This window comes from Crossiella sp. CA198, from assembly GCF_052078295.1.
Classification (GTDB): domain Bacteria; phylum Actinomycetota; class Actinomycetes; order Mycobacteriales; family Pseudonocardiaceae; genus Crossiella.
In genome coordinates, this window is sequence record NZ_JBQJIM010000015.1 from 105,299 (window position 1) to 123,703 (window position 18,405).

Here is an 18,405-nt window from a genome sequence, read left to right on the forward strand (position 1 = left end):
GATGCGCATCTTCAGCAGTGCCACCGAACTGCGCGAGGCGGTCGGCCAGCGGCTCGGCGCGAGCGCCTGGCATACCGTGTCCGCGCAACGCATCGCCGACTTCGCCGAGGTCACCGAGGACCGGCAGTGGATCCACCTGCATGCCGAACGGGCCAGCGAGGGCATGTTCGGCGGACCCATCGCACACGGCTTCCTCACCGTGTCCCTGCTGCCCGCCCAGCTCATGGAGACCATCCACGTCGACGGCGTCGACCTGGTGATCAACAAGGGCATGGACCGGCTGCGGTTCCACCAGCCGGTGCCGGTCGGCGCCCGGGTGCGCGCGGTGTTCGAGCTGCTGGTGGCCACCGAACGCCCACTCGGGTTCACCGATCTGCAGCTCGGCGTCACCGGGGAGATCGACGGCAAATCGGAGGCCGCCTTCACCGCCCGGATGCGGATGCTGCTGCACGTGCCCGAGCCGGCACTGGCCGGGTGACGGCGGCGTCACATCCGGTCCGGAATGTCCGCTTGACCGGTCCAGTGAATCACGAATTCCTGAACGAGTCATTCCAGCAATGATGTCTGGGGTAATTCGGTGTTTCGCACTTTCGGAGTAACCATTCACTGAGCCTCCGCGACAGGGAGGACATAGCCGCTGGTGAAGTGTGTGGGGACGGGCAGTGGAGTTTCGGGTACTGGGGCCGCTGGAAGCCGTGCTCGACGGGCAGGCGCTGCCGCTGGGGACGCCGAGGGCGCGGACCGTGCTCGGCATCCTGCTCGCCAACGCGGGCGCCATCGTCAGCATCGACCGGATCGCCGAGGAGCTGTGGCCGCACGGCACCACGGTGGACACCAAGGCGGAGATCTACGCCTACATCTCCCGGCTGCGCTGCGCGCTGGGGCAACGCAAGGGCGGTCCCGCCTGGCTACTACGCCGCTCACCGGGCTACCAGCTGAGTCTGCAGCCCGGTGAGCTGGACCTGCACCGGTTCGAGGCCCTGGTCGAACAGGCCAGGGTGGCCCGCCGCCTCGGCGATCCGGAGACCTGCGCCCGCCGCTACCGGGAGGCGCTCGCGCTGTGGCGGGGCAACCCGTTCGCCGGGGTGGCGGCCACCCCGATCCTGGACGCGGAGATCGCCCGGCTGACCGAGTACCGGCTGGCCACCCAGGAGGAACTCGCCGACTGCGTGCTGGCCCGCGGCGCGGACTGCGGCGGCGACCTGGTCGCCGAGCTGAGCGCGCTGGTGGCGGCCAACCCGCTGCGCGAGCGGCTGCACGCCCTGCTCATGCGCGCGCTCTGCCAGTCCGGCCGCCCGGCCGAGGCGCTGCGGGTGCACCAGGACCTGCGCACCGCCCTGGCCGAGGAACTCGGGGTCAGCCCCGGCCCGGAGATCGGCGAGCTGTACGAGCGGATCCTGCACGGCGAGGCCGACTGCGCCGCCCGCCCGGCCGAACGGCCACGCACCAGCACCCGCCGCAACGACCTCCAGGCCGACATCGTCGATTTCACCGGCCGTCAGGAGGAGATGCGCCGCCTGCTGGCCACCCTGCCCGACACCGACCGGCCCGGCGGCACCGCGCTGGTGATCACCGCCATCGACGGGATGGCCGGGGTCGGCAAGACCACCCTGGCCGTGCACGCCGCGCACCAGCTCGCCGCGCACTTCCCGGACGGCTCGCTGTTCATCGACCTGCACGCGCACACCGCCGGGCACGAACCCACCGATCCGGCCGCCGCGCTGGACACCCTGCTGCGCGCCATCGGCGTGGCCGGGGAGAAGATCCCGGAACGCCTGGACGCCCGCTCCGCGCTGTGGCGGGCCGAACTCGCCGACAAACGCGCGCTGCTGGTGCTGGACAACGCCGCCAGCGCCGCCCAGGTCCGACCACTGCTGCCTGGCACCGCGGGCTGTCTCACCCTGGTCACCAGCAGACGGCGGCTCACCGACCTGGACACCGCGCAAACGCTGTCCCTGGACGTGCTGCCGCACACCGCCGCCGCCGACCTGTTCACCCGCACCGTGGACCACCCGCCCGCCACCACCGAGCACACCGCTGTGGCCGAGGTGGTCGAACTCTGCGGCCGCCAGCCCCTCGCGTTGCGCATCGCCGCGGCCCGGCTGCGCGCCCGCCCGGCCTGGACCGCCGCGCACCTGGCCACCCGGCTGCGCGACCAGCGCCGCAGGCTGACCGAACTCGCTGCCGGGGACCGGTGCGTGGGCACCGCGTTCACCCTGTCCTACCGGCAACTCGCCCCCGCCCAGGCCCGGCTGTTCCGGTTGCTGGGCCTCATTCCCGGCCCCGACTTCGACGTGCACGTGGCCGCAGCCCTGGCCGAGCTGCCGGTGGCCGAGACCGAGGACCTCCTGGAGGAACTCGTCGACGTGCACCTGATCCAGCAACCCACCCCTGGCCGCTACCAGTTCCACGACCTGCTCCGGCACTACGCCCGCCGCGCCGCGCACGACGAGGAAGCCGAACCGGGCCGCCGCGCCGCGCTGCACCGGATGTTCGAGCACTACGTCGCCACCAGCGGCGCGGCCGCGATCCTGCTGGACCCCAACCTGGTCTGGCTGCCCGAGGCGCCGGCGCCCCGGGCCTGGCTGAGCACCCCGGAACAGGCATTGGCCTGGCAGGACGCCGAATACCCCAACCTGGCCGCGGCCGCCACCCAGGCCCAGGAGGACGGCTGGCACGAGCCGGCCTGGCAGCTGCCGCACACCCTGGACGCCTACTTCGACATGCGCGGGCACTCCCCGCTGCGCCTGATGCACGGCGCGGTCGAGGCCAGCCGCGAACTCGGCGACCGGCACGCCCAAGCGTGCAGCAGACTCGGCCTGGCGTCGGCCTGCCTGCGGCTGGGCCGCTACCGGGAGGCCGTGGACAACCTCAAACAGGCCCTGGACCTATTCCGCGCGGCCGGTTTCCGCCGCGGCGAGGCCACCGCGCTGCGCCGCTTCGGCGGCATCTACGAACCCACCGGCCGCTACCCGGAGGCCATCGCCAGCCTCACCCAGGCCCTGGAGATCTACCGCGAGATCGAGGACCTGATCGGCCAGGGCGAGGCCGAGAACGACCTGGCCAACGTCTTCCTGCACACCAGCCGCTACGACAAGGCCGAACGGCGCCTGGAATCCGCGCTGCGGCTCTACCGGCGCGGCGGCTACCGGGTCGGCGAGGGCATCTCGCTGATCAACCTCGGCTACCTGTTCCTGCGCACCAGCCGCTACCCACAGGCCATCGAACACTTCTCCGCCGCGCTGGATGTCAACCGCGCCACCGGATCCCGCCTCGGCATCGGCGGCGCGCTGAACAACCTCGGGCACACCTACCTGCGCGTCGGCCGCTACCCCGAGGCCCTGGACCATCTGCGCCGGGCACTGGCCGTGCACCGGGAAACCGGGTACCGGCGGCACCAGGCCAACGCGCTGAGCAACCTCGGCCAGGCCCTGCTCCGGGTCGGCCAGCCCGGCGAGGCCACCGAACTCCTGGAGCAGGCGCTCGGCGTGTACCGGGAGATCGGCTGTCCCTCCGGGGAAGGCGCCGCGCTCGGCTACCTCGGCGAGGTGCTGCTGTGGACCGGCCAGCTGCCCGAGGCCGCGCAGAACCTGTTGCAGGGTCTGGAATTGCAGCGCGACACCGGCAATCTGTTCAGCGAGTGCATGACCCTCAACCACCTCGGCGACCTGCACTGGCTGCTCGGCGACGCGCCCAACGCGCGGATCTGGTTCGAGCAGGCCCTGCACCGCAGCGGCGAGGCCCGCAACCGGCACGAACTGGCGCACGCCCACCACGGGCTCGGCGCGGTGCACGAGATCCCGGACACCGCCGCCGAACACCGGCGACGGGCCGAGGAAACCTACCGGGAACTCGACTTGCCCGCGCCGGAACTCATGACCGCCAGCCGTCGAGGGCGTACTGGAGCTGCCTGAGCAGCCGCGCCCTGGTCGGCCCGATCGACCCACGCGGGATGCCCAGCCGGGCGCTGATCTCGTCGTAGCTGACCGCCTGCGCGCCGAAGAGCAGGATCAGCAGCCTGCGCTGGGCCTCCGGCAGCTTCGCCACCACCGCCAGCGCCGCGTCCAGCTCCGCCCCCAGCAGCACGTGCCGCTCCGGGCTGGCCTGCTCGTCGGCCACGTCGAAGTACTGCTGGTCGCCGATCGGCAGCTCGCCGTTGGTCCGCCGGTTGAGGTGCCGCAACGCCTCCCGCCGGGTCACCGTGACGATCCAGGCGCGCACCCGGTCCGGCTCACGCACCGAACGGATGCCCTCGTAGACCCGGATCCAGGTCTGCTGCGCGATGTCCTCCACATCGGCCCGGCGCAGCCCGAAGGAGGAGGCGATCATGCGGACCAGCGGGCCGTAGCGCTGAACCAGTTCGGTCCAGGCGTCCTCCTCGCGGTTCTGGCAACGGCTGACCAGGGTGTCGGATTGCGCGGGTGGTGCGTGCAGGGTGTGCGACATGGTTTCGACCGATCGGTTCGCGCGACGTGGGTGCGACGGGAGAATCCTGCGCGGCCGGGATTGGCGAAACCTGGATGGAAACCTGACGCGACTAGTTAACTGTTCAACTTGGCTGACGTCCGGTAAACATCCCTACCGGTTTGCCGGAACCCTTTTCTTTCCGTGTTTCGTGGTTTAGGTTCAGCGTCCGTCACGTCAGGATGGAACGCTTGCGAGGGCGGGCGTTCCCTGATTGATCAGGGGCTGATTCATGAAACGACTGATGATGGCCGTCGTCGCTCTTGCCGCGCTGGGTGGGCTCGGCACTGGGCTTGCCTCGGCGCTGAGTGCGCAGGTGAGCATGAGTGTGGACGGTGGCTCGACGTCTGATGGCTGCGCTGGCGGCTGTGGGGCGACGGTGCTGGCGGAGTGCGGCGCCTGCTGAATTGCGGACCCTGCGGTAAATAACGGATTCATGTTTCGGAGAGTGATTTTCATGAAGCGCGTGCTACTAGTTTCGCTGGCGTTGTCGGGTGCGTTGGCGGCCGGTCTGGTCACCACTGTGTCCGCATCGCCGGCTGAGCCGGTGACCGTCGTGGCCGGTGCTTGCGGCCACTGCGGATCCTGATTGAGCGGAGCCGCCGGACGGCGCCCTGCGGGCCGTCCGGCGGCTCCGGCCCGAACTCGGTCGTGATTGTCGGGGCCTGCCGCTAGGTTCGGCCCATGTCCACCCGTCCAGTCCGTCGCGGACTCCGGCTGCTCGCCGTGCCGCTACTCGCTTCCGTCGCGCTACTCCTGCCCACCGTCCCCGTCTCCGCCGCGCCCGCCGCCACCTCGGCGGAGTGCGTCCCACCCGCTGCCCCGCACGTGCCTGGCGCCCGAGTGCTGTCGGTGACCGCCCAGGCCAAACCGGCCGGGGTGATCGAAAGTCCGTGGTTCCCGCCGATCGCCTATCCGGCGCTGTGCGAGATCAAGGTGACGCTCACCCATCCCGGGGTGAACGACACGGTGCTCGTGGCGGCCTGGCTGCCGCGCGCGGGCTGGAATGGCCGCTTCCAGGGTGTCGGCGGCGGTGGCTACTCGATGGGCAACTTCGAGTTCGGGCTGGCCATGGCGCTGCGGGACGGCTACGCCGCGGCCACCACCGACGGTGGCGTCGGCGCGGACGGCCTGGACCCGGCCTCCTGGGCGCTCGGCCCGGATGGCAAGGTCAACGAGGAGCTGCTGACCAACTTCTCCTCCCGCTCGCTGCACGACCTGGCCCTGGTCGGCAAGGCGGTCACCGCCGCGCACTACGGCCGCCCGGCCGGCTACGCCTACTGGAACGGCTGCTCCACCGGCGGCCGCCAGGGGCTGATGAACGCGCAGCGCTACCCCGGTGACTACGACGGCGTCCTGGCCGCGGCGCCCGCGATCAGCATGCCCCGCTTCCTGGTCGCCGACCTGTGGGGACAGGTGGTGATGCGGCAGGAGAAGGTGCTGCCGAGCAACTGCGAGTTCGAGGCGTTCCAGCAGGCCGCGATCAAGGCCTGCGACACCCTGGACGGCGTGGCCGACGGCGTGCTGGAGCAGCCGTTGCGCTGTAAGTACGATCCGGCTTCGCTGATCGGGCAGAAGATCCTGTGCGAGGGCAAGGAGATCACCATCAGCCGGGCTGTCGCCGAGGTGGTGCGCAAGATCTGGGCCGGGCACCCGTCCTGGTCCGCGCTGCCCAAGAGCGCCCCGTTCAACGTGGTGGCCGACACCCAGCCCGGCCCGGACGGCAAGCTGGTCGGCGTGCCGAACCCGATCGCGGACAACTGGGTGCGCTACTTCGTCGAGGAGAACCCCAAGTTCACCCTGGACTCGGTGTCCTACCGCGACTTCAACCGGATCGCGGCCAAGTCCCCGGCCAAGCTGGACCGCTTCATCGGCAGTGACAACCCGGACCTGTCCGGCTTCCGCCGGGCCGGCGGCAAGATGATCACCTGGCACGGCTGGACCGACCCGATCATCTTCGCCCAGGGCACCACCGACTACCGCGACCGGGTGGAACGCCGGATGGGCGGCGCGGCCAAGGTCGACGAGTTCTACCGGGTCTTCCTGGCCCCTGGCGTCGACCACTGCGGCGGCGGCGCGGGCCCGGCCCCGGTGGACCCCCTGGGTGCCCTGGTCAAGTGGGTCGAACAGGGCAAGGCCCCCGACACCCTGCCCGCCGAGACCAAGGACGCCACCGGCGCCCAGATCACCCGCAACCTGTGCCGCTACCCCCAGATCTCCCACTACGACGGCAAGAACGACCCCAAGCAGGCCACCAGCTACCACTGCGCCCGCTGACGCCGAGTTTGCCCAACTGGTACGCCCGCTTGGCCCAACCGGTACGCCTAGTTGGGCCAAGTGGGCGGGCTGGGGTTAGCGCGCGCCCAGCCGCCACAAGGTGATCACCTCGGTCGCGCGGGCGGCACGCAGGGGATCAGCCGCAGCTCCGGGGCGGGCTGCACGCAGGGGGTCCGCCCCGGCCGCGGTCCGCGTCCCGGCCCGCGTTGCTCGCGGGTGCCGGGGCCGGGTGGAACTGCTTCCCAGTACCCGGAGCCCGCTGGCCGAGATCGCCGCCGCCAGGGCTCCGGGCTCCCGCAACCGCAGCGTTTCCGCCAGGTCCGACAGCACCAGCCAGCCCTGGCCGCCCGGGGTCAGGTGCCGGGCCAGCCGGTCCAGGAACGCCCCCAGCATCCGCCCGCCCGGATCGAACACGCCCCGATCCAGGCCGCCGCGCACCCGCCCCGGCAGCCAGGGTGGGTTGCACACGACCAGGTCCGCCCGCCCGGCCGGGAACAGATCCGCCTGCGTCACCTCGACCTGCTCGTCCAGCCCGAGCCGAGCCACGTTGTCCCGCGCGCAGGCCACCGCCCGCGGGTCGATATCCGTGGCCAGCACCCGCAGTCCCCGCCGCGCGAGCACCGCCGCCAGCACCCCGGTCCCGGTCCCCACGTCGAAGGCCAGCCCGCCCGGCGGCTCCGCCTCGGCCACCAGGTCCACGTACTCATGCCGCGTCGGCGGGAACACCCCGTAGTGCGGGTGGATACGCGCGCCCAACCCAGGTACGAAGATCCCCCGCCGTCGCCACTCGTACGCCCCGAGCACGCCGAGCAGTTCGCGTGCCGACACCACCGCGGGCCCGGTGATCTCGCCGTACACCTGCGCGCACGCCTCCCGGACCGTCGGCGCCAGCCCGTCGTCCAGGGTCACCAGCACTCGCCCGAGCACCGCCGAGCGCCAGGCCTGGTGTTGCCGCCAGCGGGCGAAATCCCCGCCGCGCCAGGGCATCCGCCGGTCCATCGCGCGCAGCAGTTGCCGCAGTCCTGGCCAGTCACCTTGCCGGTGCGGGGAAATCCCGTCCCGGCACAGCCGCAGGGCCTCGGCGGCGGAGATCCGATTGTCTACCTGGCGAATATTCTGTGGTCGCGGTTGATCCCGCGTGGACAGCCAGTTCCGGCCGTCGCTGAAGAAACCCGTGTCCATGGTCCTGTTCCGCTGGTTCGGCTGAGGGCTCCGGGGACGGAGCGGCGTCAGCGAACGACGGCGGCGAACACAGGACAGGTCACGCGGCCAGCCTAACCCACCGCGCCCGCCCGGCGAACCGGACGGGCACGATGGTTCAGTGGCGCAACAGCTTGGCCGCCGACAACGCCAGCGGGGACAGCGCCCCGGGGTTGTCCACGAGCTGCTGGTTGAGGTCCGCGCGCATGCGCGGGTCCCAGAAGGCGCGGATGTGCTCGGCGATCGCGGTCGCGGCCCGGCTGACCGGCTGGCCCTCGAACTGCAGCGCGATCTCGTTGATCAGCCGCACCTGGGGTGACTGGGACGTGGTCGACATGCGTTACTCCACCAGCGCTTCGGCCGGTTCCGCGGCCTGGGACGGGGCAACCGTGCGGCGCAGTCCGACCTGGACCGCGGTGACCTTGTACTCGGGGCAGTTGGTGGCCCAGTCGGAGTTCTCCGTGGTGACCACGTTCGCCCCGGTGACCGGGTGGTGGAAGGTGGTGTAGACGACGCCGACCGGCATCCGGTCGGACAGCACCGCATGCAGCTGTGTCTCGCCGACCCGGCTGGACAGCGACACCAGGTCGCCGTCGGAGATGCCGCGCACCTCGGCGTCGTGCGGGTGGATCTCCAGGAGGTCCTCCGGGTGCCAGGCCACGTTCTTGGTGCGCCGGGTCTGCGCGCCCACGTTGTACTGGCTCAGGATCCGGCCGGTGGTGAGGATCAGCGGGAACTTGCGGGTGCTGCGTTCCTCGGTGGGCACGAACGTGGTCGGCACGAAGTGGCCCTTGCCGCGGACGAACCCGTCCACGTGCATGATCGGCGTGCCCTCGGGCGCGTTGTCGTTGCAGGGCCACTGGATGCTGCCCAGCTTGTCCAGCCGCTCGAAGGAGACCCCGGCGAAGGTGGGCGTGACCGAGGCGATCTCGTCCATGATCTCGCTGGTGTTGTTCCAGGACATCGGATAGCCCATGGCCTGGGCGATCTCGGCGACGATCTGCCATTCGTGCTTGCCGGTCTTGGGCGCCATCACCGGGCGGACCCGGTTGATCCGCCGTTCGGCGTTGGTGAACGTGCCGTCCTTCTCCAGGAAGGAGGTGCCGGGCAGGAACACGTGCGCGAATTTGGCGGTCTCGTTGAGGAACAGGTCCTGCACCACTACCAGGTCCATCGCCCGCAACGCGCTGAAGACGTGGTTGGTGTTGGGGTCGGACTGGGCGATGTCCTCGCCGTGCACGAACAGCGCGCGGAAGGTGCCGTCGATGGCGGCGTCGAACATGTTGGGGATGCGCAGGCCCGGTTCGGCCAGGATCGGCCGCTGCCACAGGGTTTCGAACACCTCGCGCACGGCGTCGTCGGAGACGTGCCGGTAGCCGGGCAGTTCGTGCGGGAAGGAGCCCATATCGCAGGAGCCCTGCACGTTGTTCTGCCCGCGCAACGGGTTCACGCCCACGCCGTCGCGGCCGATGTTGCCGGTGGCCATGGCCAGGTTCGCCATGCCCATCACCATGGTGGAGCCCTGGCTGTGCTCGGTGACGCCGAGGCCGTAGTAGATCGCCGCGTTGCCGCCGGTGGCGTACAACCGGGCCGCCGCGCGCAGATCGGCCGCCGGGACCCCGCTGACCGCCTCGGCTGCCTCGGGGCTGTTCTCCGGGCGCTGGATGAAACTCGCCCATTCGTCGAAGCCCTCGCAGCGTTCGTCCACAAAGGACTGATCGACCAGGCCCTCGGTGACGATCACGTGCGCCATCGCGTTCACCACGGCCACGTTCGCGCCGGGCTTGAGCTGGAGGTGGTGCTGGGCCTCGATGTGCGGTGAGCGGACCAGGTCGATCCGGCGCGGGTCGATCACCACCAGTTTGGCGCCTTCGCGCAGCCGCTTCTTCATCCGGGAGGCGAACACCGGGTGGCCGTCGGTCGGGTTGGCCCCGATCACCACGATCACATCGGCCTGCGCCACCGACTTGAAGTCCTGGGTGCCCGCGCTGGTGCCGAAGGTCTGCTTGAGCCCGTAGCCGGTGGGGGAGTGGCAGACCCGGGCGCAGGTGTCCACGTTGTTGTTGCCGAAGGCGGCCCGGACCATCTTCTGGACCGCGTAGACCTCCTCGTTGGTGCACCGGGAGGAGGTGATGCCGCCGATCGAGCCCGGCCCGTGCACGGCCTGGATCTCCCGCATCCGGTCGGCCACGGTGGTGATCGCGGTCTCCCAGTCGACCACCCGCCAGGGCTCGTCGATGCTGTCCCGCACCATCGGATTCATTTGCCGGTCCGGGTGGGTGGCGTAGCCGAAGGCGAAGCGCCCCTTGACGCAGGAGTGGCCCTCGTTCGCGCCGCCGTCCTTGTACGGCACCATCCGCACCAGCTCGGTGCCGCGCAGCTCGGCCTTGAACGAGCAGCCGACCCCGCAGTAGGCGCAGGTGGTGAGCACGCTGCGGGTGGGCATGCCCAGTTCGATGACCGACTTCTCCTGCAGCGTCGCGGTCGGGCAGGCCTGCACGCAGGCGCCGCAGGAGACGCATTCGGAGTCCATGAACAACTCGCCCGCGCTGGCGGAGACCTTGGAGTCGAAGCCGCGGCCCTCGATGGTCAGCGCGAAGGTGCCCTGCACCTCGCCGCAGGCCCGCACACAGCGGGAGCAGGCAATGCACTTGGACGGGGTGAAGTCGAAGTACGGGTTGGAATCGTCCTTGAGCAGCCCGAGGTGGTTCTCGCCCTCGTAGCCGTAACGCACCTGGCGCAGGCCGACCACCCCGGACATGTCCTGCAGTTCGCAGTCGCCGTTGGCCGAACAGGTCAGGCAGTCCAGGGGGTGGTCGGAGATGTACAGCTCCATCACGCCCTGGCGCAGCTTCTCCAGTTTCGGCGATTGGGTGCTGACCTTCATGCCCTCGGCGACCGGGGTGGTGCAGGAGGCCGGGGTGCCGCGGCGGCCGTCGATCTCGACCAGGCACAGCCGGCAGGAACCGAAGGCCTCCACGGAGTCGGTGGCGCACAGCTTGGGGATGTCGATGCCGGTCTCGGCCGCGGCGCGCATCACCGAGGTGCCTTCGGGCACCCGCACCGGCATGCCGTCCACCTCGATGGTGACGGTGGCCTCGCCGGGCTTGGCCGGAGTGCCGAGATCGTGTTCCTTGAACAGGGTCATGGTGCCGTCCCCTCGTGACGGGCGGTGAAGTCGTCCGGGAAGTGCCGCAGTGCGGACAGGACCGGGTTCGGCGTCAACCCGCCCATGGCGCACAACGAGCCGTCGGTCATCAGCTCGCACAGATCGCCCAGCAGCACGAGGTTGGCCTCGGGTTCGACCCCGGCGACGATGCGGTCGATCGTCTCCACCCCGCGTACCGAGCCCACCCGGCACGGGGTGCATTTGCCGCAGGACTCCTCGGCGCAGAATTCCATGGCGAAGCGCGCCATGGCCGCCATGTCCACGGTGTCGTCGAAGACCACGATGCCGCCGTGCCCGAGCATCGCCTGTGCCGCGGCGAACGCCTCGTAGTCCAACGGAATGTCCAGTGTGGACGCCGGCAGGTAGGTGCCGAGCGGCCCGCCGACCTGGACCGCGCGCACCGGCCGCCCGGACCGGGTGCCGCCGCCGTAGTCGTTGACCAGGGTGGCCAGGGACATGCCGAAGGCGGTCTCGAACACCCCGCCGTGCTTGATGTTCCCGGCCAGCTGGAAGACCTGGGTGCCCAGGGAGCGGCCCACGCCCAGCGCCGCGTAGGCCGCCGCGCCCTCGGCCAGGATGCTGGGCACCGAGGCCAGGGTGAGCACGTTGTTCACCACGGTCGGTTTGCCGAACAGGCCGGTGATCGCCGGGATGGGCGGTTTCGCCCGCACCATCCCGCGTTTGCCCTCCAGGCTCTCCAGCATCGAGGTCTCTTCGCCGCAGATGTAGGCGCCCGCGCCGACCCGGACGAACAGGTCGAAGCGCTGCCCGGAGCCGAGGTAGTCCTGGCCCAGCCAGCCGCGGGCGTAGGCCACCTCGATGGCCTGGCGCAGGGTGGCCACCGCGTCCGGGTACTCCGAACGCAGGTACACATAGCCCTCGGTGGCCCCGGTGGCGTACGCCGCGATGGCCATGCCCTCGATCAGGCAGAACGGGTCGCCCTCGATCAGCATCCGGTCGGCGAAGGTGCCGGAGTCGCCCTCATCGGCGTTGCAGCACACGAACTTCAGCTCGCCGTCGGTCTTGAGCACGGTGTTCCACTTGATGCCTGCCGGGAAGCCCGCGCCGCCGCGGCCGCGCAGGCCGGAGTCGGTGACCTCCTTGACCACCTCGGCCGGATCCATGGTCAGCGCCCGGCGCAGTCCGGCCATGCCGCCGTGTGCCAGGTAGTCATCGGCGGAAACCGGGTCGGTGACACCGACCCTGGCGAAGCAGAGCCGCTGCTGATCGGCCATCCAGGGCAGTTCCTCGACCAGACCGAGGCGTTTCTGGTGCGCGCCACCGGCGAACAGGCCAGCCTCGATCAGCGCGGGGATCTCGCTGGCGGACACCGGCCCGTAGCCGATCCGGCCCGCCTCGGTGCTGACCTCGACCAGGGGTTCCAGCCACAGCATGCCGCGGGATCCGTTGCGCACCACGTGCACATCCGCCCCGGCGGCCGCCGCCTCCCGGGCGATCGCGCTCGCCACCGCGTCCGCGCCCACCGAACAGGCGGCGGAGTCACGGGGCACATAGATAGTGGTCGTCATGCGCGTTCCGCCTCCGCATCGAGGATGCCATCGAGTCTCGCCGCGTCCAGTCGTCCGTACAAGCGGCCATTGACCTGACCCGCGGGCCCCAGCGCGCAGTTGCCGAGGCAGAACACCTGCTCCAGGGTCACCTGGCCGTCCGCGGTGGTGGAGCCGATCTTGCTGCCCAGCCTGGCCTCGGCGTGCGCGACCAGGTCCTCCGCGCCGACGGACTGGCAGGCCTCGGCCCGGCACAGTTTCAGCACGGTGCGACCGGCCGGTTCGGCGCGGAAGTCGTGGTAGAAGGTCACCACCCCGTGCACCTCGGCCCTGGACAGGTTCAGTTCGGCGGCCAGCACCGGGATCATCGCCTGATCCACGTACCCGAACTCGGCCTGCAGGCTGTGCAGGATCGGCAGCAGCGCGCCGCGATCACCGCGATGCCGGTCCACCACTGAGCGCACCCGGTCGGCCATCGAAGGCTCGCTCGTGTCTATCGGCATGCCCGTCTCCCATCGTGCATACGGTATACACAACGTTAGTCCGATCCTACGCTGAAAAAAAGAGTGACTTGGTTTCGGGGGCGTGTCGAGACCGTCCTGCCCGTTCCGACCAGGGTGTGTACGGTGCCGACGAGGCGCCGCGGACATCGAGGAGCAGGCCGTGAAGTTCTTGCTGATCATGAACGTCAACCCGGCGATCCTGGACGCGCTGACCGAGGAGGAACGCACCGCGATCGGGGCAGGCCATGGCGAGTTCATCCGCACCATCCAGGCATCGGGTGAGCTGATCCTGACCCAGGCCCTGGCCGAACCGGCCGCCAGCGCGGTGGTGCGGGCCAAGGACGGTCAGCAGGTGGTCACCGACGGGCCGTTCCTGGAGGCCAAGGAGTTCATGGGCGGCTTCTACCTGGTCGAATGCGAGAACCGGGAGCGCGCCCTGGAGCTGGCGAAGCTGATCCCGGACACGCGGATCGAGGGGCTGGGCGTGGAGGTCCGCACGGTGATGTTCTCCGGGGGCATGGAGTTGGAGATGTGAGCGGCTCGGCCGTCGAGGACCTGATCCGCGAACTCGCGCCGCAGGTCCTCGGCGTGCTCGTCCGGCGTCACGGGCAGTTCGACGCCTGCGAGGACGCCGTGCAGGAAGCGTTGCTGGAGGCCAGTCAGCAGTGGCGGAGCGGGCTGCCGGAGCAGCCGCGCGGCTGGCTGCTGACCGTGGCCACCCGGCGGCTCACCGACGCCTGGCGCAGTGAGTCGGCCCGCCGCCGCCGGGAACAGGCCTTCGCCCTGGATCCGGAGGAGGCGGCCCCGGACCTGCCGCCCGCGCGGGACGATTCGCTGACCCTGCTGTTCCTGTGCTGCCACCCGGAGCTGAGCCCGCCGTCCCAGCTCGCGCTGACCCTGCGCGCGGTCGGCGGCCTCACCACCGCGCAGATCGCCAGCGCCTTCCTGGTGCCGGAGGCGACCATGGCGCAGCGGATCAGCCGGGCCAAAGCGAAGATCAAGGCCGCCGGATCCACCTTCGGCCCGCCGCAGGCCCAGGAACGGGACGAGCGGCTCCAGGTGGTGCTGCAGGTGCTGTACCTGATCTTCAACGAGGGCTACACGGCCTCCAGCGGCGAGCAGTTGCAGCGGGCCGAACTGGCAGGGGAGGCGATCCGGCTGACCCGCCTGGTGCACCGGCTGGCCCCGGCCGACAGCGAGGTCACCGCACTGCTCGCGCTGATGCTGCTCACCGACGCCCGCCGGGAGACCCGCACCGGCCCGGACGGCGCGCTCGTCCCGCTCACCGAACAGGACCGCACCCGCTGGGACCGGGCCGCGCTCACCGAGGGCGTCGACCTGGTCCGGCAGACCCTGCACACAGGCGAGCTGGGCCCGTACCTGATCCAGGCCACCATCGCGGCCACCCACGCCGAGGCCGAGGGTGCCGCGGACACCGACTGGCCGCAGATCCTGGTGCTGTACCGGATCCTGGACCGGATCGCGCCGAACCCGGTGGTCACGCTGAACCGGGCGATCGCGCTGGCCATGGTCGAGGGCCCCAAGGCGGGCCTGGACCTGCTGGACGAGCTGGCCGCCGACGAGCGGATGCGGGCCAACCACCGCCTGGACGCGGTGCGCGCGCATCTGCTGGAGCTGAACGAGGAGCCCGCGGCGGCGGCACAGGCGTATCACCTGGCCGCCCGCCGCACGAACAGCCTGCCCGAACAGCGTTATCTGCTGGCCAGGGCGGCCCGGCTCGGTTAGAGGGTGTGCTGCGCGATCAGCTGGCCGATCTTGCGCACATCGGAGTCGCCGCGGAACTCCAGCCGCACCTTGCCGAGTCCGCTGAACCACAGTTCCAGTTCGGCGTCCAGGTCGAAGGTGCCCGCGGTCTCGATGGAGAACGCCTGGACCTTGTTGTAGGGCAGCGAGGTGAAGTCCTTCTTCTTGCCCAGCATGCCCTGCACGTTCACCGCGATGAGCCGCTTGTTGGTGAACACCACGTAGTCCCGCACGGTCTTGAACGCGGCGACGAGCTGTTCACCCGGGATGATGATCGGCGCGACGGATCCGGCGATGTCCTCGGGGCGACACGGCGAGAGCTTGAACACGGAAGCCTTCTCGAAGTCGATCACGATTTCCACCGTACCGAAACGCGGCTGCCCGGTGCGGCGCGCGAACACAACTAGTGGTCGGCCTGCCCCTGATCGGGCGGGCGGCCTGGCAGCCTGAGCTGCTCGAACATCCGTGCGATCGCCGACGAGACGACCTGGGTGATCGAAAGCGAGTTCGCGGCCGGGGCCGTGTGGACGCAGGCCCCCAGGTAACGGACTTGGTCCGCACCACCGAGGACGCCGGATCACCCCGCCAGCAATGGTGTACGACTCCGACCACGACACCTTGCGGAACGCTGGCACTAACAAGTGCGCCACCGCGGTGGACGAGGGCAAGATCAAGGGGCTTAAATGTGACAACAACGCCCCGGGGCAGAAGTGGACGCGGCGCGGTGGCGGCGATTCGCCTCAACTGGGGAACACCAAGTACCGCACCTGTGCCGAGTACGCGGGGCTCGATGCGCCCCTTCGGTTGCGGGGCTGCAACGCCGCCGTTGACAGGCAGAAGTGGCTCCTGAACGAGCCGTGACGCCTGGCGGCGCAACGCTGTTCCGCGGAGGTGTTGCTGTGTGGCGGTGCGGCACAGCAACACCGGTGAGCGGATCCGCGGGCGGCAAAGCCATGAGACGCACCACCCCCGACTTTGTCAAGGATGAATTTCCGGAGATACACGAATCCCATTTTGTCAAATGTCGGATTCATTAGCGCGAGCGCAATCCGCGAGGTAACCTCGGCTGGCCATCGAGATTCCGTCCCGGCCACCGCCTTGCCTCGAAAGGGAGGTCATGCCGACCTCGCACGTCCAGCTCCAGGCCACGTTCCTGCCAGCCGAGGGCGCGTTCGCCTGGTGGGGCCCGCCCGACCCGGCCGCCGCGCTGACCGCGGCCGGACTGCCGGTGGGCCGGGCCGCCGAATGCCGGCTGGCCCGCCCGGTGGACGGCCGGATCACCGTGCTGCCCACCCCGGTGCGCCTGGTGGACCTGGACCTCGCGCTGCCCGCGCTGCTGAGCACCACCGCCCAGCTCAGCCCCGCCGCCCGCGCCTGGCGGCAGGCGGCCCAGCATCCGGACGCCGACCTGCCGCTGCCCCCGGCCGCGCACGCGGTGCCCAACGCCGAGGGCACCGCGATCAGCTCGCCTGCCGCGCTGCTGCGCCAGTTCCGGCAGGCCGCCCGCACCCGCGAGGAGCTGCGCGCGGCCGAGGTGCGCGCGGAACTGCGGCCGTACCAGGTGGCAGGGGTGGCCTGGCTGCGCTCGGTGCCCGGCGGCGGCATCCTGGCCGACGAGATGGGCCTGGGCAAAACCCTGCAGGCGATCAGCCTGCTGGCCACCCGCCCCGGCCCGCACCTGGTGGTCTGCCCCACCTCCCTAGTCGGCAACTGGCGCCGCGAACTGGCCAGATTCACCCCCGACCTGCCGGTGCGGCCCTACCACGGCCCGCAGCGCACCCTCGGCGATCTCGCGGCGGGACCGGTCGTGGTGACCAGCTACGGCGCGTTGCGCGCGGACGTCGAGCAGCTGACCGGGATCGACTGGGACACGGTGATCTTCGACGAGGCCCAGCAGGTGAAGAACCCGGACGCGCTGGCCAGCAAGGCCGCCGCCCGGCTCACCGCGGACCTGCGGATCGCGCTGACCGGCACCCCGGTGGAGAACCGCCTCGATGAGCTGTGGTCGATCCTCAACCTCACCCGGCCTGGCCTGCTGGGCACCAGGGGCCGGTTCAGGCAGCGGTTCGCCGTGCCCATCCAGCAGCGTCGCTCGGCCGCCGCCGCGGACCGGTTGCAGACGCTGATCGGCCCGCACCTGTTGCGCCGCAACAAATCCGAGGTCGCCACCGACCTGCCGCCCAAGCTGTACGCCACGGTGGCCTGCACGCTCAGCACGGAGCAGATCCGGCTGTACCGCGACGCGCTGGACCGGGCGTTCAGTAACGGTCTCGGGTCCGGCATCGAACGCCGGGGCCGGATCCTGGCCCTGCTCACCGCGCTCAAACAGATCTGCAACCACCCGGCCCAGCTGCTCGGCCAGGACGGTCCGCTGGCCGGCCGCTCCGGCAAGTTCGACCGCGCCACCGAAATGCTCACCGAGATCGTCGAGGACCAGGACCGGGCGCTGGTGTTCACCCAGTACCGCGCCATGGGCGAACTGCTCTCCAGCCACCTCACCCAAACCCTGGGCGGCCCGCGGATCCCGTTCCTGCACGGCGGCCTCGGCATCGACCAGCGGGACCGGCTCGTGCACGCCTTCCAAAATGACGACGACGCCCCGCCGATCCTGCTGCTGAGCCTGCGCGCCGCCGGCTTCGGCCTCAACCTGACCAGGGCCGGTCACGTGCTGCACTACGACCGCTGGTGGAACCCCGCGGTGGAGGAACAGGCCACCGACCGGGCACATCGCATCGGCCAGCACCGGGTGCTCAACGTGCACACCCTGGTCACCGGCGGCACGGTGGAGGAGCACATCGCCCGCATGCACGACCGCAAACGCGCCCTGGCCGACGTGGTCTCCGGCGACACCGAGACCGCCCTGGCCAACCTGCCCGACGACGACCTGCACGCCGTGCTGGCCCTGAACCTGGAAGGAACCGGCCCATGATCGCCGAATTCGGCGCCACCGCCTGGGGCCACGCCTGGCTGCGCACCGCCGAACCCACCCGGGTGACCCGGCCGAACCCGCTGCTGCCCAGGGCCCGCAAACTCTCCCGCGACGACAGCGTCACCGGCCTGACCATCGTCCCCGGCCTGCTCACCGCCACCGTGGGCGCACACCAGGTCCAGATCACCGTCCCGCACTGGCCCGCCGAAACCCTGACCCTGGTCGCCACCCTGCTCGCCGACCTCCCGCCCGCGGCCCCCGGCGACCTCCCGGACACCCTGGCCACCACCCTGCACCGAGCGGGCGTCGAGATCGCCCCACCACCGGATTCCCTGCTGACCCAGTGCGCTTGCCGCGACCGCCGCCCACACTGCCTGCACGTGCTGACCACGCTGTACCTGCTGGTGCAAGCGGTGGACGAACGCCCGGCCCTGGCGGTGGAACTGCGCGGACCGGTGATCACCGGTCCGGCGGACGCGGACTGGGTGCCACTGGGCGAGGTCTCGGTGGCCGGGTTCTACGGCTGAGTACGCCGATCCACGTAGTCCCGGATACGGTCCCGCGGTGACGCCCTGGCAGCCCGCGCGCTGC

The 18,405-nt window shown here is 70.6% G+C and carries 15 protein-coding genes; 8 read left to right on the forward strand and 7 right to left on the reverse strand.

Annotated elements, in window-relative coordinates:
• Window position 1: 1 nt before the first annotated feature.
• Both ACTOWY_RS25155 and ACTOWY_RS25160 read left to right on the forward strand, forming a co-directional pair.
• Window positions 2–478 carry a MaoC family dehydratase gene (locus ACTOWY_RS25155; protein ID WP_441312135.1) on the forward strand — a complete coding sequence of 159 codons (477 nt, stop codon included), beginning with the start codon at window positions 2–4 and terminating at the stop codon, window positions 476–478.
• A gap of 184 nt (window positions 479–662) precedes the next feature.
• Window positions 663–3,914, forward strand: coding sequence for a tetratricopeptide repeat protein (locus tag ACTOWY_RS25160; RefSeq protein ID WP_441312136.1), 3,252 nt, complete (start codon window positions 663–665; stop codon window positions 3,912–3,914).
• Here the strand turns inward: ACTOWY_RS25160 and ACTOWY_RS25165 are convergent.
• Window positions 3,874–4,446, reverse strand: coding sequence for an RNA polymerase sigma factor (locus tag ACTOWY_RS25165; RefSeq protein WP_247757934.1), 573 nt, complete (start codon window positions 4,444–4,446; stop codon window positions 3,874–3,876). The two genes, ACTOWY_RS25160 and ACTOWY_RS25165, sit on opposite strands and share 41 nt — an antisense overlap.
• A gap of 702 nt (window positions 4,447–5,148) precedes the next feature.
• Here ACTOWY_RS25165 and ACTOWY_RS25170 point away from each other — a divergent pair.
• Window positions 5,149–6,741 (forward strand): tannase/feruloyl esterase family alpha/beta hydrolase, encoded by a 1,593-nt coding sequence (locus ACTOWY_RS25170; RefSeq protein WP_441312137.1) that lies wholly within the window; start codon window positions 5,149–5,151, stop codon window positions 6,739–6,741.
• 75 nt (window positions 6,742–6,816) lie between these two features.
• Here ACTOWY_RS25170 and ACTOWY_RS25175 read toward each other — a convergent pair whose 3' ends face one another.
• The 5 genes from ACTOWY_RS25175 to ACTOWY_RS25195 form a co-directional block, all read right to left on the reverse strand.
• A complete protein-coding gene (locus ACTOWY_RS25175) occupies window positions 6,817–7,923 on the reverse strand; it encodes a methyltransferase (RefSeq protein ID WP_441312138.1) in 1,107 nt (368 codons plus the stop codon).
• Between the two features lie 136 nt (window positions 7,924–8,059).
• The gene (locus ACTOWY_RS25180) at window positions 8,060–8,278 is read right to left on the reverse strand and encodes a formate dehydrogenase subunit delta (protein ID WP_441312139.1); all 219 of its coding nucleotides are present in this window, start codon (window positions 8,276–8,278) and stop codon (window positions 8,060–8,062) included.
• Between the two features lie 3 nt (window positions 8,279–8,281).
• On the reverse strand, window positions 8,282–11,089 hold the full coding sequence (gene fdhF, locus ACTOWY_RS25185) for a formate dehydrogenase subunit alpha (RefSeq protein WP_441312140.1): 2,808 nt from the start codon (window positions 11,087–11,089) through the stop codon (window positions 8,282–8,284).
• The gene (locus ACTOWY_RS25190; RefSeq protein WP_441312141.1) at window positions 11,086–12,639 is read right to left on the reverse strand and encodes a formate dehydrogenase beta subunit; all 1,554 of its coding nucleotides are present in this window, start codon (window positions 12,637–12,639) and stop codon (window positions 11,086–11,088) included. Before ACTOWY_RS25190 ends, fdhF begins: the two co-directional genes overlap by 4 nt.
• Window positions 12,636–13,121, reverse strand: a complete 486-nt coding sequence (locus ACTOWY_RS25195; RefSeq protein ID WP_247757927.1) for a formate dehydrogenase subunit gamma — start codon at window positions 13,119–13,121, stop codon at window positions 12,636–12,638. Before ACTOWY_RS25195 ends, ACTOWY_RS25190 begins: the two co-directional genes overlap by 4 nt.
• A gap of 160 nt (window positions 13,122–13,281) precedes the next feature.
• Here ACTOWY_RS25195 and ACTOWY_RS25200 point away from each other — a divergent pair, with 160 nt between their 5' ends.
• Window positions 13,282–13,656 (forward strand): YciI family protein, encoded by a 375-nt coding sequence (locus tag ACTOWY_RS25200; protein WP_441312142.1) that lies wholly within the window; start codon window positions 13,282–13,284, stop codon window positions 13,654–13,656.
• Window positions 13,653–14,867 carry an RNA polymerase sigma factor gene (locus ACTOWY_RS25205; protein WP_441312143.1) on the forward strand — a complete coding sequence of 405 codons (1,215 nt, stop codon included), beginning with the start codon at window positions 13,653–13,655 and terminating at the stop codon, window positions 14,865–14,867. Before ACTOWY_RS25200 ends, ACTOWY_RS25205 begins: the two co-directional genes overlap by 4 nt.
• Here ACTOWY_RS25205 and ACTOWY_RS25210 read toward each other — a convergent pair.
• Window positions 14,864–15,238 (reverse strand): PH domain-containing protein, encoded by a 375-nt coding sequence (locus tag ACTOWY_RS25210; RefSeq protein WP_247757924.1) that lies wholly within the window; start codon window positions 15,236–15,238, stop codon window positions 14,864–14,866. The genes ACTOWY_RS25205 and ACTOWY_RS25210 overlap by 4 nt on opposite strands.
• Before the next feature lie 238 nt (window positions 15,239–15,476).
• Here ACTOWY_RS25210 and ACTOWY_RS25215 point away from each other — a divergent pair, with 238 nt between their 5' ends.
• From ACTOWY_RS25215 to ACTOWY_RS25225, 3 genes are all read left to right on the forward strand, one after another.
• A complete protein-coding gene (locus ACTOWY_RS25215; protein WP_441312144.1) occupies window positions 15,477–15,746 on the forward strand; it encodes a ricin-type beta-trefoil lectin domain protein in 270 nt (89 codons plus the stop codon).
• A gap of 256 nt (window positions 15,747–16,002) precedes the next feature.
• Window positions 16,003–17,814 (forward strand): DEAD/DEAH box helicase, encoded by a 1,812-nt coding sequence (locus ACTOWY_RS25220; protein WP_441312145.1) that lies wholly within the window; start codon window positions 16,003–16,005, stop codon window positions 17,812–17,814.
• The gene (locus tag ACTOWY_RS25225) at window positions 17,811–18,341 is read left to right on the forward strand and encodes a hypothetical protein (protein WP_441312146.1); all 531 of its coding nucleotides are present in this window, start codon (window positions 17,811–17,813) and stop codon (window positions 18,339–18,341) included. Before ACTOWY_RS25220 ends, ACTOWY_RS25225 begins: the two co-directional genes overlap by 4 nt.
• Window positions 18,342–18,405: the final 64 nt, after the last annotated feature.